Below are 23,766 nucleotides of genomic sequence, written 5' to 3'. Positions count from 1 at the left end.
CTCCGGGAGAGTGCAATGTCGGTTTTCGACACCATTATCCGCGGCGGGCGGATCGCGACGGCGTCTGACGTTTTCGCGTGCGATGTCGGTATCCGGGACGGCCGTATTGCCGCTCTCGGCCAGGATCTCGGCGAAGCGGCGGACATCGTTGACGCAAGCGAAAAATGGGTGCTGCCCGGCGGTATCGACAGCCATGTTCATGTGTCCCAGCCATCCGGCGAAGGCATCGTTATGGCGGACGATTTCGAAAGCGGAACGCGCTCCGCGGCATTCGGCGGCAATACCACGATCATGCCGTTTTGCCTGCAGGAGAAGGGACAGTCCCTGCGCGAGGCGTTGAAGCATTACCACGCCAAGGCCGAAGGCCAGTGCTATGTCGACGTCTCCTTCCACCTGATCATCGCCGATCCGACGGAACAGGTTCTCGGGCAGGAGCTGCCGGCGCTGGTCGAGGACGGCTATTCGTCGTTCAAGGTCTTCATGACCTATGAGGGGCTCGCGCTCAGCGATTTCGATCTCTTGAGGGTTATGTCGGTCGCCCGGTCGAGCCGCGCGCTGGTGATGGTTCACGCGGAGAACTATGACGCCATTCGCTTCCTGACGGACCGGATGGAACAGCTCGGCAATTTGGCCCCTCGGTTCCACGCCACTTCGCGTCCGATCGCGGTCGAGCGCGAGGCGACCCATCGCGCGATCTCACTCGCCGAGATCGCCGACGTGCCGGTGATGATCGTTCACGTCTCCAACCGTGAGTCGATGGAGGAAATCCGCCGCGCGCAGCAAAGGGGCCTGAAGGTTTTCGGCGAGACGTGTCCCCAGTATCTCGTCCTTACCGAGAAGGATCTCGATGGCCTCAACATGGAGGGCGCAAAATATGTCTGCTCTCCGCCGCCGCGCGACGCGGCCAGTCAGGCGGCGTGCTGGGAAGGCATCCAGCAGGGCGTGTTCTCGGTGTTCTCGTCGGATCATTGCCCGTTCCGATACGACGATCCCGAGGGCAAGCTGACGCCGCGCGGGCGCACCAGCTTCCGCTGGATACCGAACGGCATTCCAGGCGTCGCGGTGCGGCTGCCCATCCTTTTCTCGGAAGGAGTGGTCAAGGGCCGTATCGACATCAACCGCTTCGTTGCGCTGACGTCGACGAACCACGCAAAAATGTACGGCATGTATCCCCGCAAGGGCACGATCGCCGTCGGCGGCGATGCCGATATCGCGATCTGGGATCCCGGCATCAGGCAGACGCTGACGCACGGCCTTCTGCACGACGGGTCGGATTATTCGCCCTATGAAGGGCTTGAGATCACCGGCTGGCCCGTGATGACCATGTTACGGGGAAAGGTGATCGTCCGGGACGGCGTTCTGGTCGGCGCGAAGGGCCATGGAGATCACATTGCGAGGGATCGCAGCGTCTATGCCTGATTTTGGCTTCGCCAAGCAACGGAGGGTGACGAACGGAAAGAGATCGGCTTGGGCGACTGATCCCGTTTCGTCGCATCTCCCGATAGACAGCTGAGCGGCAGAGGCCGAGTTGTCTCGCAGCTTCCGAGGTTCTGTCGCAACCTTTCGGCAACGAGGCTTCCAAAAACCGCTTGGCGTCTCAAAATAGATCTCATCGCCGTCAGACTCTGGCTGAATGGAGGGTCGTGGCGCTGCGGCTCGCCTGAAATACCCACAGGCCATCTGCGTGCCATCAATTCAAACAATGTGACAACAACCTGCTGCGAATTTCCGTTACCGCGGCGACCACGGACGGAACCTCGGAATCCAGCGCGGCACATTGGCCCGGAACACGTCATAATCGGCGCCGAAGCTGCGGCTGAGCGTCGGTTCCTCGTAGAAGACCACGAAGAGGTGGCAGGCTAGCCAGAAGACGAAGCCATAGGCGAGAAGTCTCACATCCGCGAACAGCAGCGCCTGGCCGAGAATGACGGCAAGCACCGCCACATACATCGGGTTGCGGACATGGCGATAGAAGCCGGTCACCACCAGATGCCGCGTCGGTGCGACCGGCGCCGGCGTGCCCAGTCCCTGGAGCGCAAAGCGTGCGAAGGAATCGATCAGCACCGGCAGGCCGGCAAGTACGAGGGCAATGCCCGCGAGACGGATCGGCGCCATGCCGGGGAAGGCCGGTCGGAATTGCCAGCCGTTCAACAGCCACGGAATGATGCCGCCCACCACCAGCGGCACCGCGACGAAGAAGACCGCCGAGCCGATGACGGCCGTCTGCCTGCGCATGGATGAACCTCCTTCAAATAGACTGCCACGTCCTTCCCGCCTCCTCCGTAAGGTGGGCAGGCTATATCCATGTTCCTGCTTGTCTTCCTCCGTGATTAGAGGATCGCCCCAAAATGTGATAGGAAACCCTCTTCATCATGACATGGCAATGGGGCTCTGTCGGTCGAAAGACCTTGTGTGCTCCCGCCCATATAATGGGAGGTTGGCATGGCTATTTCTCCAGGCATTGTGAAATGCGGGGTCTTTCGCCCCCACGAACTGGCATTCCTTCAGGAGGTCTTCGACGGATGCCTGCCGAAATCGCTCGGCGGCGAAGCCGACGCGGTCGCGCGCCGGCTGATCAGTGCGTATCAGAGTGGGATGCGCGACAGGGATCTGCTGCGGTTGACAGCGATCGGCAACCGGTCTGGCGCATCGCGCCCGCAGGCGACCGAGGTTGGCGCGGACGCCGCGTGAGTGTTGGCCCCAACAAAAAACCCGCCGGTTTCGCGGCGGGTTCTTGTCGGCGTTTGAAATGATCGATCAGCGGCCCTGACGCGCCACCCGGTCGATCTCGGCGCGGTTGATGCCGAGATCGGCGAGTTCACGGTTCGACAAGCGGTTCAGTTCGTTGATCGTCTCGCGCACGCGGCGCCAGTTCTGATAGTTGCGAATAAGGTTCATCTGACCCTCCATTTCGTGAATTTCCTGTTGCCGGTGAGATAGTGAGGGTCGCGGCGCGGTTGAAGCGACGACATTGCATGGCGGCAATGCGCGTGGTGCAATGCAGCATTCATTCTTCTTTAAGGCTGTGTCCGGGCGCCCCCGCTGTTCAGAACAGCGAGCCTTGCTGGCCGCCGGACCTGTCCTTGGGGGCCGGTTTCGGCCGCGGTTTTGGCGTATCGGCCGAGCCGGTCGCGACGGCGCCGGCCACGCCGTCGGCGAACTGGATCGAGAGCGGGGCACCGGCCCCCAGCGCTGCTGCGCGTTTGACCGTCTGGCCGTCCGCGTCGCGCACCACGGCGAAGCCGCGTTCGAGGATCGACTGGTAGGAGACCGTCGAGAGCATCCTTTCCGCCTGGCTGAAACGGGTGCGGCGGGCAGCGAGCAGGCCGTCGACGGCCCGGCGCAGCCGCACGGCGATCCGCTGTTCCTCGCGACGAAGCTCGGCCGCATGCCGGGCAATCGGCTCGACCGTCATGCGGGCATTGAGTGTCGCGAGATGTCGCCGGCGTTCGCGCAGGCCCGCCTGGGCACCTTTCGGCAGCCGGCCGGCCGCGTGATCCAGATGGCGGCGGGCCTCGGCCAGCCTGCGCGCCAGCAGCGAGGGCGCGATCCGCGCCGCGTCGAGCCGCGCGCGCTTGCGTTCGGTGCTGACGACGAGCGCGCGGCCGAGCCGGGCGGTGGCTTCGTCGAAACGGCGGCGCGGCAGCGCCAGCAACTGGTCCGGCGAAGGGAGCGCGCGACCGGCGGCGCGCAGCGCCTGGCGTTTGCGCTCGACGCCGCGCGACGTAGCGCCCGAAAGCCTGGCGGCGAGGCTGGCCAGCGTCGCCTGCAGTTCGGCCTTGACCGGCACGGCGAATTCGGCCGCGCCCGTCGGCGTCGGAGCACGCATGTCGGCGACGAAATCGACCAGCGTCCAGTCGGTCTCGTGGCCGACGGCCGAGATCACCGGGATCTTCGAGGCGGCGACGGCGCGTGCCAGCCCCTCGTCGTTGAAGCCCCAGAGATCCTCGAGGCTGCCGCCTCCGCGCGCCACGATCAGCACGTCGGGACGCGGGATCGGCCCGTCGGCAGCGAGCGCGTTGAAACCTTCGACCGCCGCCGTCACCTCCGCGCCGGCCGTCTCGCCCTGCACCCGCACGGGCCAGACCAGCACATGCAAGGGGAAACGATCGCGGATGCGGTGCAATATGTCGCGGATGACCGCCCCGGTCGGCGAGGTGACGACGCCGATAATGCCCGGCATGTAGGGCAGGCGGCGCTTCCGGTCCTGGTCGAACAGGCCCTCGGCGGCGAGCCGGCGTTTGCGTTCCTCCAGGAGCGCCATCAGCGCGCCGGCGCCGGCGGGCTCCAGATTGTCGATGACAATCTGGTATTTGGACGAGCCGGGATAGGTGGTCAGCCTGCCGGTGGCGATGACCTCCATGCCTTCCTCGGGCCGGAATTTCAGCCTGGACATGGTTGTCTTCCACACCACTGCCTCGATGCGGGCACGGTCGTCCTTCAGCGAGAAATAGGCGTGGCCGGAAGAATGCGGCCCGCGATAGCCGGAAATCTCGCCGCGCACGCGCACATTGCCGAAGGCATCCTCGACCACCCGCTTCAGCGCGCCGGATATCTCGCTCACCGTATATTCGGCGGCGTTGGTCTTCGAATCGTTGGCAAGGAAGTCGCTCATGAACCGGATTGGCGCGCCTTGTCCGCCCGAGGTCAAGTGGCGCGTCGATCGCTTCGCCTGATGCAGGGATCAGAAGAATTGGCTGGACGCTGCCTCGGCGGCGGATCTAGGGAGCACACATGAACGTCCAGTCCCAGCCGCGCCAGGTTGCGGCGCCCCCTCTTGCTTCGTCGCGCACCGACAAGCCGTTTGAGCCGATCGACTACGGACTCTACGCCCTGACCGTCGTCGCCTGGAGTGCTTCCTGGTTCGCGATCTCGCTGCAGGTCGGCACCGTCTCCAACGAGGTCAATCTCGTCTGGCGCTTCGCCATCGCGACGGTGCTGATGTTCTGCTGGGTGCTCCTGTCGCGCCGTCCCTTGCGCTTTCCCATTGCCGACCATCTGCGCTTCGCCGCGCTTGGCGTGCTGATCTTTTCGTCCAACTTCCTGCTGTTCTACTACGGTGCCCTCCATCTGGTGAGCGGCCTTCTTTCCGTCGTCTTCTCCCTGGCATCGGTCGTCAACATGATGCTCGGCGCGATCGTGATGCGCGAGCGCCCGTCGGCGCGGATCCTGGCCGGCGGGCTGATCGGCTTTTCCGGCATCGCCTTGATGTTCTGGCCGGAAATGGCCGCACACGGATTGTCCGGCGGTACGGTGACCGGCCTTCTCCTATGCGTGGCCGGCACGCTGTCCTTCTGCCTGGGCAACCTGGTTTCGGCGTCGGCGCAGCGGCGCGGCCTGCCGCTCATTTCGATGAACGCCTGGGGCATGCTTTACGGCACGGCGTGGTCCGCCGTCCTGGCGCTGCTCTTCGGCCGCCCCTTCATCATCGAGCCGACGGTAGCCTATCTCGGTTCGCTCCTGTTTCTCGCGGTGGTCTCGACCGTGGTCGCCTTCGCCGCCTATCTGACGCTGCTTGGACGGATCGGCGGGGCGCGGGCGGGCTACGCGACGGTGATGTTCCCGGTCTTCGCGCTGCTGATCTCGACCGTCTTCGAGGGCTATCAATGGACGCCTTGGGCGGCCGTCGGGCTGGGCCTCGTCGCCCTCGGCAACGTCCTGGTGATTCGAAGCGGCAAGCGCTAAAACGCCGCGATTGCGGGAGAAACGTCGATGAAAGCCGTCCTGTTCGAAGCATTCCGCCAGGCTCCCGTGATCCGCACGGTGCCCGATCCCGAGCCGGATGCTGCGGGCGTCGTCGTCAAGGTCGAGGCGACCGGCCTCTGCCGCAGCGACTGGCACGGCTGGATGGGGCACGACGCCGACATCGTGCTGCCGCATGTGCCGGGGCACGAACTGGCCGGAACCGTGATGTCGGTCGGCAAGGACGTCCGGCGCTGGCGGGTCGGTGACCGGGTCACCGTTCCCTTCGTCGCCGGCTGCGGCCATTGCCACGAGTGCATGTCGGGCAATCACCAGGTCTGCGAGAACCAGTTCCAGCCGGGCTTCACCGCCTGGGGGTCCTTCGCCGAATTTGTCGCCCTCGATTTCGCCGACGTCAATCTGGTCCGGCTTCCGGACGGGCTCGACTTCGTCACCGCGGCCAGCCTTGGCTGCCGTTTCGTTACGTCCTTCCGGGCGATCGTCGACCAGGCCAAGGTGTTGCCCGGCGAATGGGTGGCTGTCCATGGCTGCGGTGGGGTCGGGCTGTCCGCGATCATGACCGCGACCGCGATGGGCGCCAATGTGGTCGCCGTCGACCTGACCGAGGACAAACTCGCCTTCGCCCGGGAGATCGGCGCGGTGGCGACCGTGAATGCGGCGGCCACCGAGGACGTCGTCGGCGCGGTGCGGGATGTCACCCGGGGCGGCGCCCATGTCTCGATCGACGCGCTGGGCCATCCCAGGACCTGTTTCAACTCGATCGCCAATCTGCGTCGCCGTGGACGCCATGTGCAGGTGGGCCTGATGCTCGACGATCATGCCCGGCCGGCGATCCCCATGGACAAGGTGATTGCCCATGAGCTGGCGATCCTGGGCAGCCACGGCATGCAGGCCTTCCGCTACCAGGCCATGATGGACATGCTGGAGACGGGCACACTCGCGCCGCAGAAGCTGATCGGCAAGCGCATCCACCTCGACGAGGCGCCCGCCGCGCTGACGCGCATGGACAGCTTCGAGGGACGAGGCATCACCGTCGTCGACAGATTCTGACGCTGCGTGCAATCGCCCGGCCGGGCGACGGAGACCTCGCTCAGCGCCGGATCGGTATTCGCGTCACCAGCCCGCCATCACATGGTTCGGCCGCAGGCGCTTGCTGCGAATGCCGCCAAGTGCGGCGAAATCGAAGGTGCCGGTCTCCTCGGCGAGCGGGACGGAGATGTTGTCGAGGCTTTCGGCGATGTGCCGGGCAAGCGCATCGACGATGTCGGCCTTGCTCGAATGGCCGCGCAATATGCCGATCTTGATGTCGGGCAAGGGACCGAAGCCATCGGCCTCGGAGAGCACCCGCATGCCGGGACGCAACGCGCATTCCGGCAACACCGACACGGCGAGGCCGGAAAGCACCGCCGCGATGATGACCGTCGCGGACCAACTGGTGAACAGGATGCGGTGGTCGCGGTTCATCTGATGGAGCACGTCGCTGGCCGCGCGTCGCCACTGGCAGGTCGGCCGGCCGAAAGCCATCGGCAGGATCTCCTCCTCATGGACGGAATGATTGGCGGAAGTGACCCAGAGCAAGGGTTCGTTGCGTACGATCTCGACCGGCCGGACATCCTCGCATTGCGTGACGAGCGCGATGTCGAGATGTCCGCGCCGGATGAGCTCGGCCAGGTTGATGGTCGGCTCGCAGACCACCGACAGCTCGACGCGCGGATTGGAGCGCGCGAAGCGGCCCATGATCTCCGGCAGGAAACGGTCCGCGTAGTCGTCGGGCGTGCCGATGCGCACCTGGCCCTCGAGGCTCGAATCGTCAAAGGCAGCGAGCGTTTCCCGGTTGAGCCGAAGCATGCGGCGCGCATAGGCGAGCAGCCTGTCGCCCTCCTCCGTCAGCCGGTTGGTGCGGCCATCCTTCTCGAACAGGGGCTTGCCAATCCGCTCTTCCAGCCGGCGCATCTGCATGGAGACGGCCGACTGGGTGCGATGCACTTCTTCCGCTGCCCGGGTGAAGCTTCCGGTGTCCGCGATGGTGACGAAGGTCTGCAACTGGTCGAGATCGAGCGGTGAGGCCATGGCCGAAAACTCATCATCAAAGTTGATGCGTAAGATTAAAAACATTCGTTGGACTAATCAATAGGGTGTCGGCAAAGTGCGATCGTTCACATGAGGCTTTCGAACCCGAGCCGGAAGGGCGTGTCCTCCCACGCGCCGTTTCGGGCTGACGGGGTTTGCCTGGATCGTAAGGAGACACCGCAATGACCACGCTCGACCACTCGACCTCGCTGCGCGCCACCCCGCGTCATGGCTGGGCGGTGCGTGCGCTCAATGCCGCATCGGGCTTTTATCGCTCGTGGAAAAATCGCCGCGAATTCCTGCGGCTGGGCGAGATGTCCGATGCCGAACTGGCCGATATCGGCCTCCGGCGCACCGACCTCCATGTCGCCGTGGGCTCGCCCTTCGGCATGGATCCGACGGCGCGGCTGAACGACATCGTCCATGCCCGCAACGAGGAAACCGCCGCGCGCGGGGTCTGCTGAAGTCCCGAATGGCGTATCGCGTCAAACCCTCTTTACGCGATACGCTGCCGGGCATCCGACAAGCGGGCACCGGTATCGGGATGAATCCGATGCCACGACGAATGAAAGGAGCGGCAGCACGGATTCCATCGGTGCGTCCGCCGCTCAAAAAGCTTCCCTAAGCAGGCTATCCCACTCCCGCCGGCTCCCCCGGCCAGCCTGCATTTGCCCGGCCTTTTCCAGGCCGGGCTTTTTTCAAGCGCGGTTCGGCCGACCGGACCGCACCGGCCCGGCAGGCGACTGGCCGTTTTCCCCAAAGCGACATCCCGCGCGCGGTTCCCACTTCCACGAAATCTCTTCCGCTCGAGGCTTGCCGGCAATCCACGATAATCCCGCTGTCCACAGGGCCTGCGGGATTGGTCTCGCCGGAACCATGGCGTAACGTAAGGGCAACTCGGGTGCCGACGGTCGGTCCGAATGGTCGATGGACCGGATCGGCGGCAAAAAGCCCGGGGCCCGTTCTGGGCAGGCGTCGGGCGGCTTTGGCCGCCGTGATCGGCCGGTCCAGGGACCGAACGGGGCCAGCGCCAGCGGTTGCAGACGTGAAGCGTTGGGCCGATGCCCGCCATGAAGGCCGGTCAAGTCCTTCGATGGCATGCCCGGGTGGAGCCTTCGCCGGTTTCGCAAGGGTGATCCCGACGAAACGGATCTCGAAAGAACCGTTCCGTTGCGATCGTCAACAACGAGGCCGTTTCGGCGGCTTTGGAGTGACAGGGAGGCGCTGGGAGCAATCCCGGCGCTTTCTGTTTGTACGCAATGCGGCGCGTGTCCGGGGTCTTGGGGACCTCGTCCGCCCGAAGCGCAGGTCGCGCTTCGTCAGCGATAGCGGTCCATGCCCCTCACGAACTGGTCGAAGATCGACTCCACGCCCTTCTGATAATCGTCGCGCTGCTTCGTGCCCGTCTCGAACATGTCGCCGAACAGGTCGTCATAGGGGTTGCGCGGACGCTCGCCGGGATTGGCGCGCCGCTGTGGCTGCGGTTCGGGGGAAGGTTCCGGCTGAGTCGCCTGGCCGCCGCGCAGCATCTCCTCGAATATCCGCCCGAGCGGGTTGCCGCCATAACCGCCGGGCATCTGCTGCGGCTGCCGGGGCGCCTGTTGCCGTTGCTGGGGCGCCTGCTGCGCACCGCCGCCGAACATGTCCTGGAGGATCTTGCCGAACGGATTGTCGAAGGGGTCTGCCGGCTGCGGCGCTTGCCGCGGTTGAGGCGCCTGCGGCATGCCGAGACCGCCGCCCTGCTTCATCATCTGCTCGATGATCTCCTGGAGCGGGTTGCTCGCGCTGCCGAAGCCACCGGCCTGCATCTGGTTGGTCGATTGCTTGAACAGCCCGCCCATGATCATGGCGGCCACGGCCGGCAGCATCTGTTGCAGCACCTGCTGGCCGATGCCGGTTGCCTGGGCGGCCTGGGAGGCGACGGCCCGGCTCAGATCCTTGGAGCCGAAGATCTGGCCGAGAATGTCGTTGCCGTCGGCCGTGCCTTGTGGCGAGAAGGCGTCCGCGGCGTCGTCGAAATAGTGGGCATGTTGGCCGCTGGAGAGGCCCGACAGGAAGGCGCCGACGCCATAGGGGTCCGACGTGTTGCGCTTCAACCCCTGGCTGAAGGCCGGCAGCAGCGCCTCCACCGCGGCCTGGGCCTGCTCCTGGGAGAGATTGAACCGGCGGGCCAGCGCCTCCATGCCGCCGCCGTTCTGGGCGTTGGCGAGCGTGTCGAACAGATTGGGCATGGGAACCTCCTCGTGATCCTCCCGCGCCGGACGGCGGTCCGGCGCCGTGGTCCATAGGCTAGAGCCTTTTCCCGGCCGAATGAAGTGGCTTCGCGTGCGGGCGCACGCGCCCCGTCAATAGGCGTATTCGAGGAAGACCGGTTCGATCGAGTCGCCCCAACGCGTGTGATAGGCGTTTAGCATCTCCTCGGCGCTGGTCGTGCCGCGCGCCACGACCTCGTCGAGCGGCGACAGGAAATGCGTCTCGTCATATCCGTCGCGGTTCTTGCGGCCGCGATTCGTTAGGCCGGTGTGCGAGATGGCGAGGGCCTCCCGGGCGACGTCGCGCAACGTGCCGGAACCGAAGGGCACTCCGAGCCCGCCGGCCGGCGCCGCGTCGCGCATGGCGCGAACGTCCTCATAGGTCCAACCGCGGGTCAGCGCCTCGGCGGCGTCGAGGGCTGCCTCGTCGTAAAGCAACCCGACCCAGAAGGCGGGCAGGGCGCAGATGCGGCGCCAGGGGCCGCCGTCGGCGCCGCGCATTTCGAGGAAGCGCTTCAGGCGCACATCCGGGAACAGGGTCGAGAGATGATTGGCCCAGTCGCCCATGGTCGGCAGGCCCTGCGGGACGCTGTTGCTGAGCGCGCCGTCCATGAACTGGCGGAAGGTGACATGGGTCACGTCGTGGTAGCGTCCGTCGCGGATGACGAAATACATCGGCACGTCGAGCGCCCATTCGACATAGTCGGCGAAGCCGAAATCGGGGGCGAAACAGAAAGGCAGCAGGCCCGAGCGCTGGTTGTCGGTGTCGCGCCAGATATCGCCGCGCCATGATTGCAGGCCGTTCGGGCGGCCTTCGGTGAAGGGCGAATTGGCGAACAGTGCTGTCGCAAGCGGCTGCAATTTCAGCGAAACCTGCATCTTGCGGCGCATGTCGGTCTCGCTGGAGAAATCGAGGTTCACCTGGATCGTGCAGGTGCGATACATCATGTCCAGGCCCTTGGTCCCCACCTTGGGCATGTAGTTGGTCATGATGTCGTAGCGCGACTTCGGCATTTTCGGCGTTTCAGCGAGCGTCCATTTCGGACTGCCGCCGAGGCCGAGGAAACGGATGCCCAGCGGCTCGGCGATCTCGCGCAACTGCGCCAGATGCGCATTGCCCTCACGGCAGGTCTGGTGGATCGTCTCCAGGGGCGCGCCGGAAAGCTCGAACTGGCCGCCTGGCTCGAGCGAGATCGCGCCCTGGCCGGTCGGCTCGACCAGGCCGATGATGCGGCCGGCATCCATGATCGGATCCCAGCCGAGCGTCCTTTGCATGCCTTCAAGCAGCGCCCGGATGCCGCGTTCACCGCCATAGGGAACGGGCGCATTGCCGTCGACATAGAAGGGGAATTTCTCGTGCTCGGTGCCGATCCGCCAGCGGTCGCGCGGCTTGTTGCCGGCGGCAAGATAGGCGACGAGCTCATCCAGGCCCTCGATGGGCTGGAAATCGGTCGTATCGCGTGCCATCGTCAGTTCTCCCGCCGCCCGGATGCCGGCGCTTGATGGACGATCGGAGCCGGGGCGATCAAGCGAAAAATCCTGACCCTGACATCAACTGTCATTGAACGTTCCAGTCGCCGATGGTGGCCTGGATCACGGCGAGCGCGGCGACGCCGGCGGTGTCGGCGCGCAGGATTCGTGGTCCCAGCGGGATGGGCGTCACGAAGGGCAGGGCCCTGAGCTGCTGGCGCTCCTCCTCCGAGAAGCCCCCCTCGGGGCCGATGAGCAGGCCGAGCTTGCGTTCGGCGATGGTCGACAGGATCGGCACCGGATTGTTGGTGTCGGAGCCTTCGTCGCAGAAGATCAGCCGCCGGCCCGGCTCCCACAGCCAGAGCAACCGGTCGAGCTTGATCGGCTCCTCGACACGGGGGATGGCCAGGATGCCGCATTGCTCGGCCGCCTCGATCACATTGGCCTGCAGCCGGTCGATACCTACGGTCGACATCTGGGTATGCTGGGTGATGACGGGCTGCAGCACGCCCGCCCCCATCTCGACCGCCTTCTGGACGAGATAGTCGAGGCGGCCCTGCTTCAGGGGCGCGAAGCAATAGAGCAACTCGGGATGCGGCGGCTGGCCTCGCACCTGGGCGAGCGCCGCCAGCGTTACCTTCTTGCGCGTCATCGCCGTCACTTCGGCCAGCCATTCGCCGTCGCGTCCGTTGAAGATCAGCAGTTGCGCGCCCTCGCGCAGCCGCAGCACGTTGCCGAGATAATGCCCCTGCTGCGGGTCGGGTTCGATCTCAGTCCCTTGGGAAAGGTCCAGTGGAACGAAAAGCCGCTGCATTCTGTAGTTCGCACGCATGCCGGAGACATCTTACGGGAAGAAGCCGTGGTCAAGTCCCGCAAAGGGATTGGCCCCGAATGCCGCTGGCGCTTCGGGCAATCGCGACCATGATCGAGCGGGCAGGTCAGCGAAGCCGAATTGAATTGTGCCAGGCAGGACCATAGCCGGCCTTCAACGCGACGAGCGTCGTCGGCGGCGTCAGGAGCTGGAGCCGGCCGATCTGCCGGAATGTCAGCCGCTCGCCGTAACCCCGGAACGTCCACAGGCGCAGCGCGCCGCCATGCTTGGCGAAACAGTGCTCGCCGCTGCGGAGCACGGCCCCGTCGGGAAGGGCGGTGAAGGCGGCTTCGTCCTCGACGGCGACGAAGGGGCCGCCGGATATCAGCCGTTCCGCATGGAGCCTCGTGTCGAGTTCCGTCGCGCGCGGCGCAGACCTGCCGAAGACCTGGGCGCAGCAGGCGACGAAGGCCGCGGCCCGTTCGCGTCGGCAGTAGAAGCAGGGGCGGTGCCCGGCTGCCAGCGCCGTCACCTCGTCCAGGAAGAACAGCTCCGTCCAGCCGGCATTGCCGGAGGGCGCGTTGCGGCCCATCACCTCGCGCCTGCGACCGCGGAAGTCGCAGACGCAGATCAGCCAGGCGTGGGTTGACCAGCGCCTCTTCAGGAGCGTCCTGGTTGCGGGGTCGTGGATGACGCCGCGATTGCCGGTGAAGGTGCCGCGCCAGGGCACGGCATGGATTTGCCCCAACGGATCCACTCTGTTCTGCAGCGGCATTTTCGCGCCCTTTGCCTGTTTCGAACCCCATGCTATCGCTCGGCCGTCTGATGTCATTCCATTTCATAACCGGAGCAGCCGGCGATGCGGGTCCTCGTCGTCCAGAACTATGACAAGACCGGCCTCGGCCAGGTCGGCGCGGCGCTCGCCGAGGCCGGCGCCGACCTTGACATCCGCGAGGTCCATCGCGGCGAACCCCTGCCGATCGACGCCTCGCGACACGCCGCTGCAGTGATCCTGGGCGGCGGCCAGAATGCGCTCGATGACGACGCCTATCCCTACATTCCCGCTCTGCTCGAACTGCTGCGCGATTTCGAGCGCCGCGACCGCGCCGTGCTCGGCATCTGCCTCGGCAGCCAGTTGCTGGCCCGTGCCTATGGCGGCAGGAACCAGATCGGCGGCGCCACCGAGTTTGGCTGGCACCAGGTCGGCCTGACCGCCGAAGCCAAGGACGATCCGGTGCTCGGCGGCCTGCCCGAAAGCTTCCCCATCTTCCAGTGGCACGACGACACCTTCTCGCTGCCGGATGGCGCGGTGAGGCTGGCTTCGAGCGCAACCGTCGCCAACCAGGCGTTCCGCATCGGGCGGGCGACCTACGCCACGCAATTCCATTTCGAGGCTGACCGCGCTTTGGTCGGCGAATGGAGCACGGGCTTCGCCGATGTTCTCGCCACGCGCCAGCCGGGCTGGGCCGCGCGCCATCAAAGCGAGGCGGCCAGGCACGGCCCGCAGGCCGATGCCGCGGGCCTCGCCATCGCGCGGGCCTGGGTGCGCCTCATCCGGGCGTAAGAAGGCAGTTTTCCCGTCAGCGGGTCGGCAAGGCGGCTCTCTTCATGGGCGTGACATATCCGCCACGCCGCCGATTTTCCTGTGTGGACGGCCGCGATGGCGGCTGGCGACCGGACGGAGGCGCGGCTAGAAGGGCGCCGCTCCTGCGCAGCAGCCCACGGTTTCAGCCCTCGAAACCGTTTCGTAACCTCGATCATGTCAAATACTCAGGAAGCCTCAGCCGAGATGAACCCCGTGAGAGCCGCGCTCCTGTCCTTCCTGATGATTGCCGCCATCGCCGTGTGCGGCTTTGGCATCTATGCCGCCGACGCGTCGGGCGACCATGCGGTCGTCGTCGACGGCTACGGCATCACGGGGACGGTTCACTGAAATAAAGTCCCGCGCGCCTTTCGGACGCACAAGGGTTGCCCCGAGAATCGCGGCCGTCAACCTTTGACCGCGAACAGGCGCTTCTGTGCGCCGTCGATCGCGAGCGCGGTCAGCCGGCCCGACTGGAAGGCGGCCGAGTCGACATTGACCCTGTTGGCAAGGACCTCGGGCGCCAGGACGGGCGTGTGGCCGTGCACCACCACCTTCTCGAACAGCCCGGAATGGTTGAGGAAGGTATCGCGGATCCAGATCAGGTCCTGCGTGTCCTGACGGTCCAGCGAAGTGCCGGGGCGAACGCCGGCGTGACAGAAGAAGAAGTCGCCGAAGGTGGCCGAGAAGCCGAGTCCGCGCAGGAAGGCCACATGCGCCGGCGGCACGGCTTCGGCGAGGGCCGCGCAGCTTTCACGGAAGCGGTCGGCATCGGCAAGATCGATCTCCACGCCGTAGGAACGAGCCGTCTCCAACCCGCCGTACCGCGCGAACAGACCATACGGGTCGGGCTCGGCGAGGAATTCGAGGAAGCCGACATCGTGATTGCCGGCGAGCGCAAGCACCCGGTCGTCGGCCTGCATCGCGCCGATCAGGAAGTCGATCACGCCCCTGGAATCGGGCCCCCGGTCGACGTAGTCCCCGAGATGGATGATGCGCCAGTCGGCCGGCTTGTCGCTTATGATTTCCGCATGGATCAGCCTATGCATCTCGGCCAGATGGTCGCGGCAGCCATGCACGTCGCCGATCGCATAGAGGCGGATGCCGTCGGGCCCCCTGGCCTCCTCGAAATGGATGCCGCTCAATCTCCAGCCTGCCGATCTTTGTTCAGTCGGTTAGCTCCCTACAGCGTGTTGCGTGGATTCACGCAACACGCTGTCGGTCTTTGATTTGACGCATGTCTTTGTCCCGAAACCGGTGCCCACTTTCGGGAGACATGCTTTAATACAGCAAATCGGGACCCGCGTCCTCGATGTTGCGCTTGCCGCACAAGGCCATGGTGATGTCGAGCTCCTTGCGGATGATCTCCAGCGCCATCGTCACGCCCTGCTTGCCGAAGGCGCCGAGCCCATAGAGGAAAGGGCGGCCGATATAGGTTCCTTTGGCGCCCAGGCAAAGCGCCTTGAGCACGTCCTGCCCGGACCGGATGCCGCCGTCGAGGTGAAGCTCGATCTTGTCGCCCACCGCGTCGGCAATGCCGGGCAGGGCGGTGATCGAGGAAGGCGCGCCGTCGAGCTGCCGGCCGCCGTGGTTGGAGACGATGATGGCGTCGGCGCCGGTGTCGACGGCCCGCAACGCGTCCTCCTTGTCGAGAATGCCCTTCAGGATCAACTTGCCGCCCCAGCGCTCCTTGATCCAGGTGACGTCCTTCCATGAGAGCCTGGGATCGAACTGCTCATTGGTCCAGGAGGAAAGCGAGGAGAGGTCGCCGACGCCCTTGGCGTGGCCGACGATATTGCCGAAGGTACGGCGCTTGGTGCCGAGCATGCCGAGGCACCAGCGCGGCCGGGTCGCCATCTGGTAGATGTGCTTGGGGGTGAAGCGCGGCGGTGCCGACAGCCCGTTGCGGACGTCCTTGTGGCGCTGGCCGAGGATCTGCAGGTCGAGCGTCAGCACCAAGGCGGAGCAGCTTGCCGCTTTCGCGCGGTCGATGAGGTTCAGCACGAAATCCCGGTCGCGCATGACGTAGAGCTGGAACCAGATCGGCTTGCTCGTGGCCGCGGCGACGTCCTCAAGCGAGCAGATGCTCATGGTCGACAAGGTGAAGGGAACGCCGAATTCCTCCGCCGCCTGCGCCGCCAGGATTTCACCGTCGGCATGCTGCATGCCGGTCAGCCCCGTCGGCGCCAGCGCCACCGGCATCGCCACCTTCTGGCCGATCATCGTCGTCTCGAGCGAACGGTCCGTCATATCGACCAGAACGCGCTGTCGAAGCTTGATCTTGGCGAAATCCGCCTCGTTCGCCCGATAGGTGCTCTCCGTCCAGGCGCCGGAGTTCGCGTAGTCGAAGAACATCTTCGGTACCCGACGGCGGGCCAGTTCCTTGAGGTCGTTGATTTCGACGATGGTGGTCATGGTCTAACCCGGTTGGTTGGAGGGCGTCTCTTTCGGTGTCAGGCGGCGCTTTCGGTCGGTGCGTCCCGCGCGGGGCCGGCGCGGCGTCCGCCGATCGGCGGGTCGTCGTTCATGCCCGCCAGCACCTCGGCGACATGGCGGACCTCGATCGCCGAACCCTCGCGCTTGAGCTTGCCGGCGATCTTCATCAGGCAGCCGAGGTCGCCGGCGATGAGCAGATCGGCGCCGGAGGCGCTGATCGCCCTGGCCTTCTGGTCGGCCTTGGCCTTGGAGAGATCGGGATATTTCGCGCAGACGGCGCCGCCGAAGCCGCAGCAGGCGTCGGCATCGCGCATCTCGACGAGCTTAAGGCCCTTGACCGATGCCAGCAGCGCGCGCGGCGGGTCCTTGACGCCCAACTCGCCGAAGCCGGAACAGGCATCGTGATAGGTCGCGGTCGCATCCCGCGCGGCGGCTACCGCCTTCACGCCTGATATGTCGACCAGGAAGCTGGTCAGTTCGTGCACCTTGGCCGCAAAGTCTTTTGCGCGCGTTTCCCAGGCCGGATCGCCCCGGAACAGGGTCGGATACTGGTTCCGCAGCATGCCGGCGCAGGCGCCGGAGGGAGCCACCACATGGTCGAAGTCCTCGAAGGCGGCGATAGCCGTTTCGGCCGCGCTGCGTGCATCCGCCGTGTCGCCCGAGGCGAAGGCCGGCTGGCCGCAGCAGGCTTGCGCCATCGGAACCTCGACCCTGCAGCCGGCCTCTTCGATCAGCCGAGCGGCGGCGAGACCGACGCTCGGGCGGAACAGGTCGACCAGGCAGGTGACGAACAGCCCGACCCTTGGCTTCTCCTGCGCCGTCACGGCAATTTGCGTCCCGGTCTGCGGCACTTTCCTTCGGTCCCTCCAGTCCAGCCGGGGTTCAGCCCGACGACCTCTGCTTCAGCCGCAGCCGCGATACGCGCTGCCAGTCGCCGGTGCGTTCCGCTTCCGCCATGGCGCTGCGCACGAAATCGATATGCTCGACCGCCGCCGATCGGGCGAGCGCCGGCTGCCTCGCCGCGATCGCCTCGTGAATGGCGCGGTGCTGCTCGAAGATCCTCTCGCGAACACCAGGCAGGTGATAGATCATGGCGCGATTGCGCAGGATCCCGTCCGACAGCAGCCGATAGCAGGAGCGGAGCGTGTGGAGAAGGATGATATTGTGCGCGCATTCGCCGACGGCACTGTGGAATTCGACGTCGATCGCCGATTCCGCGCCGGCATCGCCGCTTTGATGGGCGAGGGCCATGCGCGTCATGATCTCGGCAAGCAGCGCCCGGTCGTCCTCGGTCGCACGCCGGGCCGCATATTCGGCGGCAATGCCCTCGATGTCGCGGCGGTATTCGAGATAGTCCGCCACCGCCTTGGGGTGCGATGCGATGAGTTCCATCACCGAGGGCGCGAAGATCTGGCCGATGACGTCGGCGACATAGGTGCCGCCGCCATGACGTGCCGCGATCAGCCCGCGCGCTTCCAGCGCCTTCAGCGCATCGCGCAGGATCGGGCGCGACACGTCGAACTGTCTTGAAAGCTCACGTTCGCCGGGCAGGCGGTCGCCGACCCGCAGCACGCCTTCCAGGATGAGGCTCTCGATCTGCTCGACGACCTCGTCGGCGGTGCGCGAGTGCTCGATCCTGGAGAAGATGTCGCCCAATTCGTTGTTCGCTTTCTGACCCGAAAAAACAGAGTACCGCTGCCGCTGCCGACTGGTCAATAAATTTGTCCAGTTGTCGGATCGAAGCCGGCGGTCCGGAACCGGTGTTCGACCGTCCCCACGACTGTTATCCCGCGTTGTCTGTACCGCATCCGACTTAAACCGACCTGATCCGGGAGCGGGGGGCCGTGAGCCCGCGGTGAAATTAGGCGTTGTCCGCCGAGTGGTAAAAGAATATTACCAGTATTCGAAAGGAGAAAACTCAGCATGTCCGGTCTTGCCATGCCCCAGCCCGATGCCGGCACGCTGGCGCGGCGCGACGAGATCGTCGCCGACATGAGGATCATCGTGCCTGGCGAAGGCGTGGTCGACGCCGTCAACGCCATGCGGGCCTTCGAGACCGACGGGCTCACCGCCTATCGCCAGCTGCCGCTCTGCGTCGTGCTGCCCGAGACCGTGGCGCAGGTGTCGAGCATCCTCGGATACTGCAACGAGCGCAACATCCGCGTCGTGCCGCGCGGCTCCGGCACCTCGCTCTCCGGCGGCGCGCTGCCGCTCGAGGACGCCGTGCTGCTGGTCATGAGCCGCTTCAACCGTATCCTGGAGATCGATTATCCGAACCGGGCCGTGGTCGCCCAGCCCGGAGTCACCAATCTCGGCGTCACCACCGCCGTCGAGCAGGAGGGCTTCTACTACGCCCCCGATCCATCCTCCCAGATCGCCTGCTCGATCGGCGGCAACGTCGCGGAGAATTCCGGTGGCGTTCATTGCCTGAAATACGGTCTCACCGCCAACAATGTGCTGGGGATCGAAATGGTGCTGATGGACGGCGAGGTGGTGCGGCTCGGCGGCAAGCATCTCGATGCCGAAGGGTACGACCTGCTCGGCGTGATGACCGGCTCCGAGGGTCTTTTGGGTGTCGTCACCGAAGTCACGGTGCGCATCCTCAAGAAGCCCGAGACGGCGCGGGCCCTGCTCATCGCCTTCCCGTCCTCCGAGCAGGCCGGCCAGTGCGTGGCCGACATCATCGGCGCCGGCATCATTCCGGGCGGCATGGAAATGATGGACCGTCCGGCGATCCATGCGGCGGAGGACTTCGTCCATGCCGGCTACCCGCTCGAATGCGAAGCCCTGTTGATCGTCGAGCTCGACGGCCCCGGCGTGGAGGTCGATCATCTCATCACCGCGGTCGAGGCGATCGCGCTCAGGAACGGCTCCACCACCTGCCGCATCTCGCAGTCGGAAGAGGAGCGGCTCACCTTCTGGGCGGGCCGCAAGGCGGCTTTCCCGGCGGTCGGGCGCATCTCGCCGGACTATTACTGCATGGACGGCACCATCCCGCGCAAGGAACTGCCGCGGGTCCTGCACGGCATGCGGGAGCTGTCGGAGAAATACGGGCTGGGCGTCGCCAACGTCTTCCATGCCGGCGACGGCAATCTCCATCCGCTGATCCTCTACGACGCCAATATTCCGGGCGAACTGGAGAAAGCCGAGCGTTTCGGCGCCGACATATTGCGGCTCTGCGTGGCCGTCGGCGGCGTGCTCACCGGCGAGCACGGGGTCGGCGTGGAGAAGCGCGACCTGATGCCCGAAATGTTCTCCGACATCGATCTCGATCAGCAGATGCGCGTCAAATGCGCCTTCGACCCCAACCATCTGCTCAACCCCGGAAAGGTCTTCCCGCAACTGCGCCGCTGCGCCGAACTCGGCCGCATGCATGTCCATAGCGGCCAGATGGCCTTCCCCGACATTCCGAGGTTTTGAGATGGGGGCGGCATTTCGGGGTCAAGGCTCCCCTGTGCATTGGGGTCTTGCAGTCAAGCCCGAGGATAGCGTCAGCGGGCCGGTGAGAGGGGCATTCATGTCGACGAATCGCAGTCGCCGATCGCCGGCGACCACCGGCCGGGCGCGTGCGTTGCGGCATGGCGACAACATGGCTGAGGCCGTGCTTTGGAACGAATTGAAGGGGCGCAAGCTCGGCGGCTTCAAGTTCGTTCGGCAGTATCCGGTAGGCCCATACTTCGCCGACTTCATGTGTCGCGAGAAACGGCTGGTGATCGAGGTCGATGGAAGCCAGCACGCGGAGAGTTCGTATGACCGGACTCGCGATGAATTCATGCGATTACAAGGCATATCTGTGATCCGGTTCTGGAACACAGATGTGCTGAAAGGTATCACCAGCGTTTGCGAGACCATCCTTGCGGCCCTGGAAGGGCGATATGACAGCGACGTCAGCGCGCCCGATTTGCGATATGTGTCCACACGACGAAACAGCCAGGATGAGAAGCGTTGAGCCATAGCACCCCCTCACCGCCTCCCCCTCGACAAGCTCGGGGGAGGCACCTCTCCCCCTGCCCGGGGGAGAGGAAACGCGGCCAAGCTTGGGCCGCCGTTCCTCGCCCCCACGCAGTGGGGGAGAGGTGCCTCCCCCGAGCTTGTCGAGGGGGAGGCGGTGAGGGGGACTTTTTCCTTTCGTACCGTTCCGTTGCCCGATGACCACCTTCACCCCCTCCACCGCGGACGAGGTGCTTTCCGTCGTCCAATGGGCGCTGGCCGAGGAGGCGCCGGTCGAGATCCTCGGCCACGGCTCCAAGCGCGGTATCGGCCGGCCGGTGCAGGCCGAACATGCGGTCGACATGTCGCGGCTGTCGGGCGTCACGCTCTACGAGCCCGAGGAACTGGTCCTGTCGGCGCGCGCAGGCACGCCGGTCGGCGAGATCGAGGCCCTGCTTTCGGCGCACGGGCAGGAGTTCGCCTTCGAGCCGATGGACTATGGCCCGCTGTTCGGCACAGCGCCCGGCAGGGGAACGATCGGCGGGGTGCTCGCCGCCAATCTTTCCGGCCCGCGGCGGCTGAAAGCCGGAGCGGCGCGCGACCATGTGCTCGGCGTTCATGCCGTGTCAGGGCGCGGCGAAGCCTTCAAGTCGGGCGGGCGCGTCGTGAAGAACGTCACCGGCTACGACCTTTCCAAGGCGATGGCCGGGGCGTGGGGCACGCTCGCCGTCGTCACCGATGTCACCTTCAAGGTGCTGCCGGCGGCCGAGACCGAGACGACGCTCGTCATCCGCGGCCTGATCGACGACGACGCGATCTCAGCCATGGCGCTCGCGATGGGGTCGAGCGCCGAAGTGTCGAGTGCTGCCCATCTGCCGCAGGGCGTGGCGGGCCGTGTGCTCGGCGGTGCGCTGGGCGGCGACCCCGCGACCTTGCTGCGCATCGAGGGCTTCGGGCCATCGGTCGCCTATCGCCGGGAGAGCCTCACCGACCTCCTTCGCAATGCGGGGCCGATCGAACGCGTCGAGGCGGAACGCTCGCGTCGCCTATGGCGCGACGTCAGGGACTGCATTCCCTTTGCCGATGCCACCGAACGGCCGGTCTGGCGGGTGTCGGTCGCGCCGTCGGAAGCCGCGAAGCTGGTGCTGGCGCTGCGCATGGAAGCCGGCGCCGACGCTTTCTACGACTGGCAAGGCGGTCTGGTCTGGCTGCGCATGGAGGCCGATCCGGAGGCCGAAATCCTGCGCCGGCTGATCCGGCGGTTCGGCGGCGGCCATGCGACGCTGGTGCGCGCCGCGCCGTCCTGGCGTGCATCGGTTCCCGTGTTCGAGCCGCAGGCGCCCGCGCTGGCGGCTCTTTCGGCGCGGCTGAAGGAACAGTTCAATCCCAAAGGCATTCTCAATCCGGGCAGGATCACGGCAACCACCGCCGACGACAGGACAAGCTGACAAAGGGGGAACGACGATGAGCGATCCGCAACCATCCGCACGCCAGACCGATCGCTGGCTGGAGCCCGGTCCGACCAATGTCCAGGTCGTCTATGTCCTTTACCTTCTCGGCCTGGTGATCGGCATCAGCGGGATCGTCGGCATCGTCCTTGCCTATGTCAATCGCGGAAAGGCGGGCGGCTGGGTCGAGACGCACTACACATGGGCCATCCGCACCTTCTGGATCGGTCTGCTCTACGGCTTCATCTCGCTGCTGCTCATGCTCGTGGCGATCGGCTTCCTGCTCGCCTTCGCCACCGCCGTCTGGTTCATCGTGCGCTGCATCGTCGGCCTCCAGGCCGCCGGGCGGGGTGAGCCGATCAGGAATCCTGAAAGCTGGTTGATCTAGCCCGTGCAGACCTCGTTTACCGCCGCGCAACTCAGCGACCCGCATGTCGCCGAATCGGAAAAGATCCTGCGCAAATGCGTGCATTGCGGCTTCTGCACCGCGACCTGCCCGACCTATGTGACGCTCGGCAACGAGCTCGACAGTCCCCGGGGCCGCATATACCTGATCAAGGACATGCTCGAGAACGGCCGCCCGGCCGATGAGGAGATCGTCACCCACATCGACCGCTGCCTGTCCTGTCTCGCCTGCATGACCACATGCCCGTCCGGCGTGAACTACATGCATCTGGTCGACCACGCCCGCGCCCATATCGAGAAGACCTATCGGCGTCCGCTTCTCCAACGGGTGACGCGCGCCGCGCTTGCCATGGTCCTGCCCTATCCCGGGCGTTTCCGCGCTGCCCTCGGTCTGGCGCGGCTCGGCCGACCTTTCGCGGGACTGTTCGACAGAGTGGCGGCGCTGCAACCGGTCGGCGCCATGCTGAAGCTCGCGCCATCGGCGGTCCCGGCGAAATCGGCCTTCTCCTCGCCGGCCGTCCACCCGCCGAAGGCGGAAAAGCGCGGGCGTGTCGCGATCCTGACCGGCTGCGCCCAATCGGTGCTCGATCCCGGTATCAACGAAGCCACCATCGGGCTCTTGAGTCGGCTCGGCATCGAAGTGGTCGTGCCGGAAGGCGAGGGCTGCTGCGGCGCGCTGGTCCATCACATGGGGCGCGAGGAGGCCGCGCTCGCCTCGGCCCGTAGGAATGTCGATGCCTGGACACGCGAGATCGAGCGCAATGGGCTCGACGCCGTCATCATCACCGCCTCGGGCTGCGGCACGACCATCAAGGACTACGGCTTCATGCTGCGGCTCGATCCGGCCTATGCGGACAAGGCCGCACGGGTCTCGGCGCTCGCCAAGGACATCACCGAATATCTCGCCGCGATCGACCTGCCCACGCCGGTCGCGCAACCGGGCCTGACCGTCGCCTATCACTCGGCCTGCTCCATGCAGCACGGCCAGAAGATCACGCGCCAGCCCAAGGAACTGCTGCAGAAGGCGGGCTTCACGGTGAAGGAGCCGCGCGAGGGGCATCTGTGCTGCGGCTCCGCCGGCACCTACAACATCATGCAGCCGGAGATTTCAGCCAGGCTGCGCGACCGCAAGGTGCGGAACATCGCCGCCACCGGCGCCGATCTCGTCGCGACAGGCAATATCGGCTGCATCACCCAGATCGCCGACCGTGCGGGCATGCCCATCGTCCACACGGTGCTGCTGCTGGACTGGGCCTATGGCGGGCCGAAGCCGGAGGCGATCGGTAGAGAGCGAACAGCGAGCAGCCCGTAGCGAATAGAAAAAGACAGAGCTTGCGGGCCCAGCGCTCCGTGGCCTGCAAGCAGGTGCTTGAAGAGGGTGGCAACATTGGCCGGTCGCGACCGATCCGGTCCAGCGCCTCGGCCAGGACGATGTCGAACTCGCCGGCCTGCGCGTCCTACAACAGAGACTGGATGCCTGGTCGCAGGATCATGCTCGCGCCCGATAGGCCCGCGTCCTTGTAGGTGCCGACCACCTGCCACTTCTCTCGCTGTGTTTGCTCACGGCAGATGCGGAACTGGTCCTTGGTCGACGCGTCGCGCTGGTTGTCGGACGAATACCGGGCATAGAGCACAACGCGGGTCATCACTCGATCTCCT

The 23,766-nt window shown here is 65.8% G+C and carries 25 protein-coding genes; 12 read left to right on the top strand and 13 right to left on the bottom strand.

What is annotated here, in order from left to right; translation table 11 throughout:
• Window positions 1-15: 15 nt before the first annotated feature.
• Window positions 16-1,419: a dihydropyrimidinase gene (gene hydA / locus JN302_RS31755; protein WP_202308386.1), complete on the top strand. Its 1,404-nt coding sequence runs from the start codon at window positions 16-18 to the stop codon at window positions 1,417-1,419.
• Window positions 1,420-1,731: 312 nt separating this feature from the next.
• Here the strand turns inward: hydA and JN302_RS31750 are convergent, their stop codons facing one another.
• Window positions 1,732-2,235 (bottom strand): methyltransferase family protein, encoded by a 504-nt coding sequence (locus JN302_RS31750; RefSeq protein WP_202330320.1) that lies wholly within the window; start codon window positions 2,233-2,235, stop codon window positions 1,732-1,734.
• 207 nt (window positions 2,236-2,442) lie between these two features.
• Between JN302_RS31750 and JN302_RS31745 the strand changes: the two genes are divergently transcribed.
• Window positions 2,443-2,691, top strand: coding sequence for a hypothetical protein (locus JN302_RS31745; protein WP_202308382.1), 249 nt, complete (start codon window positions 2,443-2,445; stop codon window positions 2,689-2,691).
• A gap of 66 nt (window positions 2,692-2,757) precedes the next feature.
• Here the strand turns inward: JN302_RS31745 and JN302_RS31740 are convergent, their stop codons facing one another.
• Both JN302_RS31740 and xseA read right to left on the bottom strand, forming a co-directional pair.
• Window positions 2,758-2,898 (bottom strand): DUF1127 domain-containing protein, encoded by a 141-nt coding sequence (locus tag JN302_RS31740; protein WP_202308380.1) that lies wholly within the window; start codon window positions 2,896-2,898, stop codon window positions 2,758-2,760.
• 148 nt (window positions 2,899-3,046) lie between these two features.
• On the bottom strand, window positions 3,047-4,615 hold the full coding sequence (xseA, locus tag JN302_RS31735) for an exodeoxyribonuclease VII large subunit (RefSeq protein ID WP_202308377.1): 1,569 nt from the start codon (window positions 4,613-4,615) through the stop codon (window positions 3,047-3,049).
• Between the two features lie 119 nt (window positions 4,616-4,734).
• On the opposite strand from xseA, the gene JN302_RS31730 reads away from it, so the two are divergent.
• On the top strand, window positions 4,735-5,685 hold the full coding sequence (locus JN302_RS31730; protein WP_202330319.1) for a DMT family transporter: 951 nt from the start codon (window positions 4,735-4,737) through the stop codon (window positions 5,683-5,685).
• A gap of 27 nt (window positions 5,686-5,712) precedes the next feature.
• Window positions 5,713-6,753 carry a zinc-dependent alcohol dehydrogenase family protein gene (locus JN302_RS31725; RefSeq protein ID WP_202330318.1) on the top strand — a complete coding sequence of 347 codons (1,041 nt, stop codon included), beginning with the start codon at window positions 5,713-5,715 and terminating at the stop codon, window positions 6,751-6,753.
• A 63-nt stretch (window positions 6,754-6,816) separates the two neighbouring features.
• On the opposite strand, the gene JN302_RS31720 is transcribed toward JN302_RS31725, so the two are convergent.
• Window positions 6,817-7,773 (bottom strand): LysR substrate-binding domain-containing protein, encoded by a 957-nt coding sequence (locus tag JN302_RS31720; protein ID WP_202308371.1) that lies wholly within the window; start codon window positions 7,771-7,773, stop codon window positions 6,817-6,819.
• A gap of 182 nt (window positions 7,774-7,955) precedes the next feature.
• On the opposite strand from JN302_RS31720, the gene JN302_RS31715 reads away from it, so the two are divergent.
• Entirely contained in the window at window positions 7,956-8,237 is a 282-nt protein-coding gene (locus JN302_RS31715; protein ID WP_202330317.1) for a DUF1127 domain-containing protein, read from the top strand.
• Window positions 8,238-9,092: 855 nt separating this feature from the next.
• Here JN302_RS31715 and JN302_RS31710 read toward each other — a convergent pair.
• The 4 genes from JN302_RS31710 to JN302_RS31695 form a co-directional block, all read right to left on the bottom strand.
• Window positions 9,093-10,004: a DUF937 domain-containing protein gene (locus JN302_RS31710; RefSeq protein ID WP_202330316.1), complete on the bottom strand. Its 912-nt coding sequence runs from the start codon at window positions 10,002-10,004 to the stop codon at window positions 9,093-9,095.
• Window positions 10,005-10,118: 114 nt separating this feature from the next.
• Complete coding sequence (locus tag JN302_RS31705; RefSeq protein WP_202308365.1) at window positions 10,119-11,492, bottom strand: glutamate--cysteine ligase; 1,374 nt, start codon at window positions 11,490-11,492, stop codon at window positions 10,119-10,121.
• A 91-nt stretch (window positions 11,493-11,583) separates the two neighbouring features.
• Window positions 11,584-12,327 carry a 16S rRNA (uracil(1498)-N(3))-methyltransferase gene (locus tag JN302_RS31700; protein WP_202330315.1) on the bottom strand — a complete coding sequence of 248 codons (744 nt, stop codon included), beginning with the start codon at window positions 12,325-12,327 and terminating at the stop codon, window positions 11,584-11,586.
• Window positions 12,328-12,433: 106 nt separating this feature from the next.
• The gene (locus JN302_RS31695; RefSeq protein WP_202330314.1) at window positions 12,434-13,081 is read right to left on the bottom strand and encodes a hypothetical protein; all 648 of its coding nucleotides are present in this window, start codon (window positions 13,079-13,081) and stop codon (window positions 12,434-12,436) included.
• An 84-nt stretch (window positions 13,082-13,165) separates the two neighbouring features.
• Between JN302_RS31695 and JN302_RS31690 the strand changes: the two genes are divergently transcribed.
• Window positions 13,166-13,870 carry a type 1 glutamine amidotransferase gene (locus tag JN302_RS31690; protein ID WP_202330313.1) on the top strand — a complete coding sequence of 235 codons (705 nt, stop codon included), beginning with the start codon at window positions 13,166-13,168 and terminating at the stop codon, window positions 13,868-13,870.
• Window positions 13,871-14,095: 225 nt separating this feature from the next.
• Window positions 14,096-14,239, top strand: a complete 144-nt coding sequence (locus tag JN302_RS31685) for a hypothetical protein (RefSeq protein WP_202308357.1) — start codon at window positions 14,096-14,098, stop codon at window positions 14,237-14,239.
• 56 nt (window positions 14,240-14,295) lie between these two features.
• Here JN302_RS31685 and JN302_RS31680 read toward each other — a convergent pair whose 3' ends face one another.
• The 4 genes from JN302_RS31680 to JN302_RS31665 form a co-directional block, all read right to left on the bottom strand.
• Window positions 14,296-15,033, bottom strand: coding sequence for a metallophosphoesterase (locus tag JN302_RS31680; protein WP_244846061.1), 738 nt, complete (start codon window positions 15,031-15,033; stop codon window positions 14,296-14,298).
• Between the two features lie 136 nt (window positions 15,034-15,169).
• The gene (locus JN302_RS31675; RefSeq protein WP_202330312.1) at window positions 15,170-16,303 is read right to left on the bottom strand and encodes an alpha-hydroxy acid oxidase; all 1,134 of its coding nucleotides are present in this window, start codon (window positions 16,301-16,303) and stop codon (window positions 15,170-15,172) included.
• Between the two features lie 38 nt (window positions 16,304-16,341).
• Window positions 16,342-17,175 carry a (Fe-S)-binding protein gene (locus JN302_RS31670; protein ID WP_244846059.1) on the bottom strand — a complete coding sequence of 278 codons (834 nt, stop codon included), beginning with the start codon at window positions 17,173-17,175 and terminating at the stop codon, window positions 16,342-16,344.
• A 31-nt stretch (window positions 17,176-17,206) separates the two neighbouring features.
• Window positions 17,207-17,980 (bottom strand): FCD domain-containing protein, encoded by a 774-nt coding sequence (locus JN302_RS31665; RefSeq protein ID WP_202330311.1) that lies wholly within the window; start codon window positions 17,978-17,980, stop codon window positions 17,207-17,209.
• A 267-nt stretch (window positions 17,981-18,247) separates the two neighbouring features.
• On the opposite strand from JN302_RS31665, the gene JN302_RS31660 reads away from it, so the two are divergent.
• The 5 genes from JN302_RS31660 to glcF all read left to right on the top strand — a co-directional run bounded on the left by JN302_RS31660 (window position 18,248) and on the right by glcF (window position 23,419).
• Window positions 18,248-19,744 carry an FAD-linked oxidase C-terminal domain-containing protein gene (locus JN302_RS31660; RefSeq protein WP_202308351.1) on the top strand — a complete coding sequence of 499 codons (1,497 nt, stop codon included), beginning with the start codon at window positions 18,248-18,250 and terminating at the stop codon, window positions 19,742-19,744.
• A 97-nt stretch (window positions 19,745-19,841) separates the two neighbouring features.
• A complete protein-coding gene (locus JN302_RS31655; RefSeq protein WP_202308349.1) occupies window positions 19,842-20,273 on the top strand; it encodes an endonuclease domain-containing protein in 432 nt (143 codons plus the stop codon).
• A 199-nt stretch (window positions 20,274-20,472) separates the two neighbouring features.
• Window positions 20,473-21,702, top strand: a complete 1,230-nt coding sequence (locus tag JN302_RS31650; protein ID WP_202330310.1) for an FAD-binding protein — start codon at window positions 20,473-20,475, stop codon at window positions 21,700-21,702.
• 16 nt (window positions 21,703-21,718) lie between these two features.
• Window positions 21,719-22,090, top strand: a complete 372-nt coding sequence (locus JN302_RS31645; protein WP_202308345.1) for a DUF4870 family protein — start codon at window positions 21,719-21,721, stop codon at window positions 22,088-22,090.
• A 3-nt stretch (window positions 22,091-22,093) separates the two neighbouring features.
• Window positions 22,094-23,419: a glycolate oxidase subunit GlcF gene (gene glcF / locus JN302_RS31640; protein ID WP_202330309.1), complete on the top strand. Its 1,326-nt coding sequence runs from the start codon at window positions 22,094-22,096 to the stop codon at window positions 23,417-23,419.
• 145 nt (window positions 23,420-23,564) lie between these two features.
• On the opposite strand, the gene JN302_RS31635 is transcribed toward glcF, so the two are convergent.
• Window positions 23,565-23,753 carry a recombinase family protein gene (locus JN302_RS31635; protein ID WP_244846058.1) on the bottom strand — a complete coding sequence of 63 codons (189 nt, stop codon included), beginning with the start codon at window positions 23,751-23,753 and terminating at the stop codon, window positions 23,565-23,567.
• Window positions 23,754-23,766: the final 13 nt, after the last annotated feature.

Source organism: Mesorhizobium sp. L-8-3, assembly GCF_016756615.1.
In the GTDB taxonomy this organism is placed as follows: domain Bacteria; phylum Pseudomonadota; class Alphaproteobacteria; order Rhizobiales; family Rhizobiaceae.
This window is presented reverse-complemented; position numbering and strand designations above follow the sequence as displayed.

What these genes read in the sequence shown, in the direction of transcription:
- hydA (WP_202308386.1), top strand. Translation starts at nt 16, where the DNA reads ATGTCGGTTTTCGACACCATTATCCGCGGCGGGCGGATCGCGACGGCG.
- JN302_RS31725 (WP_202330318.1), top strand. Translation starts at nt 5,713, where the DNA reads ATGAAAGCCGTCCTGTTCGAAGCATTCCGCCAGGCTCCCGTGATCCGC.
- JN302_RS31710 (WP_202330316.1), bottom strand. Translation starts at nt 10,004, where the DNA reads ATGCCCAATCTGTTCGACACGCTCGCCAACGCCCAGAACGGCGGCGGC.
- JN302_RS31650 (WP_202330310.1), top strand. Translation starts at nt 20,473, where the DNA reads ATGACCACCTTCACCCCCTCCACCGCGGACGAGGTGCTTTCCGTCGTC.
- JN302_RS31750 (WP_202330320.1), bottom strand. Translation starts at nt 2,235, where the DNA reads ATGCGCAGGCAGACGGCCGTCATCGGCTCGGCGGTCTTCTTCGTCGCG.
- JN302_RS31730 (WP_202330319.1), top strand. Translation starts at nt 4,735, where the DNA reads ATGAACGTCCAGTCCCAGCCGCGCCAGGTTGCGGCGCCCCCTCTTGCT.
- JN302_RS31655 (WP_202308349.1), top strand. Translation starts at nt 19,842, where the DNA reads ATGTCGACGAATCGCAGTCGCCGATCGCCGGCGACCACCGGCCGGGCG.
- xseA (WP_202308377.1), bottom strand. Translation starts at nt 4,615, where the DNA reads ATGAGCGACTTCCTTGCCAACGATTCGAAGACCAACGCCGCCGAATAT.
- JN302_RS31705 (WP_202308365.1), bottom strand. Translation starts at nt 11,492, where the DNA reads ATGGCACGCGATACGACCGATTTCCAGCCCATCGAGGGCCTGGATGAG.
- JN302_RS31635 (WP_244846058.1), bottom strand. Translation starts at nt 23,753, where the DNA reads ATGACCCGCGTTGTGCTCTATGCCCGGTATTCGTCCGACAACCAGCGC.
- JN302_RS31740 (WP_202308380.1), bottom strand. Translation starts at nt 2,898, where the DNA reads ATGAACCTTATTCGCAACTATCAGAACTGGCGCCGCGTGCGCGAGACG.
- JN302_RS31690 (WP_202330313.1), top strand. Translation starts at nt 13,166, where the DNA reads ATGCGGGTCCTCGTCGTCCAGAACTATGACAAGACCGGCCTCGGCCAG.
- JN302_RS31660 (WP_202308351.1), top strand. Translation starts at nt 18,248, where the DNA reads ATGTCCGGTCTTGCCATGCCCCAGCCCGATGCCGGCACGCTGGCGCGG.
- JN302_RS31685 (WP_202308357.1), top strand. Translation starts at nt 14,096, where the DNA reads ATGAACCCCGTGAGAGCCGCGCTCCTGTCCTTCCTGATGATTGCCGCC.
- JN302_RS31695 (WP_202330314.1), bottom strand. Translation starts at nt 13,081, where the DNA reads ATGCCGCTGCAGAACAGAGTGGATCCGTTGGGGCAAATCCATGCCGTG.
- JN302_RS31715 (WP_202330317.1), top strand. Translation starts at nt 7,956, where the DNA reads ATGACCACGCTCGACCACTCGACCTCGCTGCGCGCCACCCCGCGTCAT.
- JN302_RS31700 (WP_202330315.1), bottom strand. Translation starts at nt 12,327, where the DNA reads ATGCGTGCGAACTACAGAATGCAGCGGCTTTTCGTTCCACTGGACCTT.
- JN302_RS31675 (WP_202330312.1), bottom strand. Translation starts at nt 16,303, where the DNA reads ATGACCACCATCGTCGAAATCAACGACCTCAAGGAACTGGCCCGCCGT.
- JN302_RS31720 (WP_202308371.1), bottom strand. Translation starts at nt 7,773, where the DNA reads ATGGCCTCACCGCTCGATCTCGACCAGTTGCAGACCTTCGTCACCATC.
- JN302_RS31645 (WP_202308345.1), top strand. Translation starts at nt 21,719, where the DNA reads ATGAGCGATCCGCAACCATCCGCACGCCAGACCGATCGCTGGCTGGAG.
- JN302_RS31745 (WP_202308382.1), top strand. Translation starts at nt 2,443, where the DNA reads ATGGCTATTTCTCCAGGCATTGTGAAATGCGGGGTCTTTCGCCCCCAC.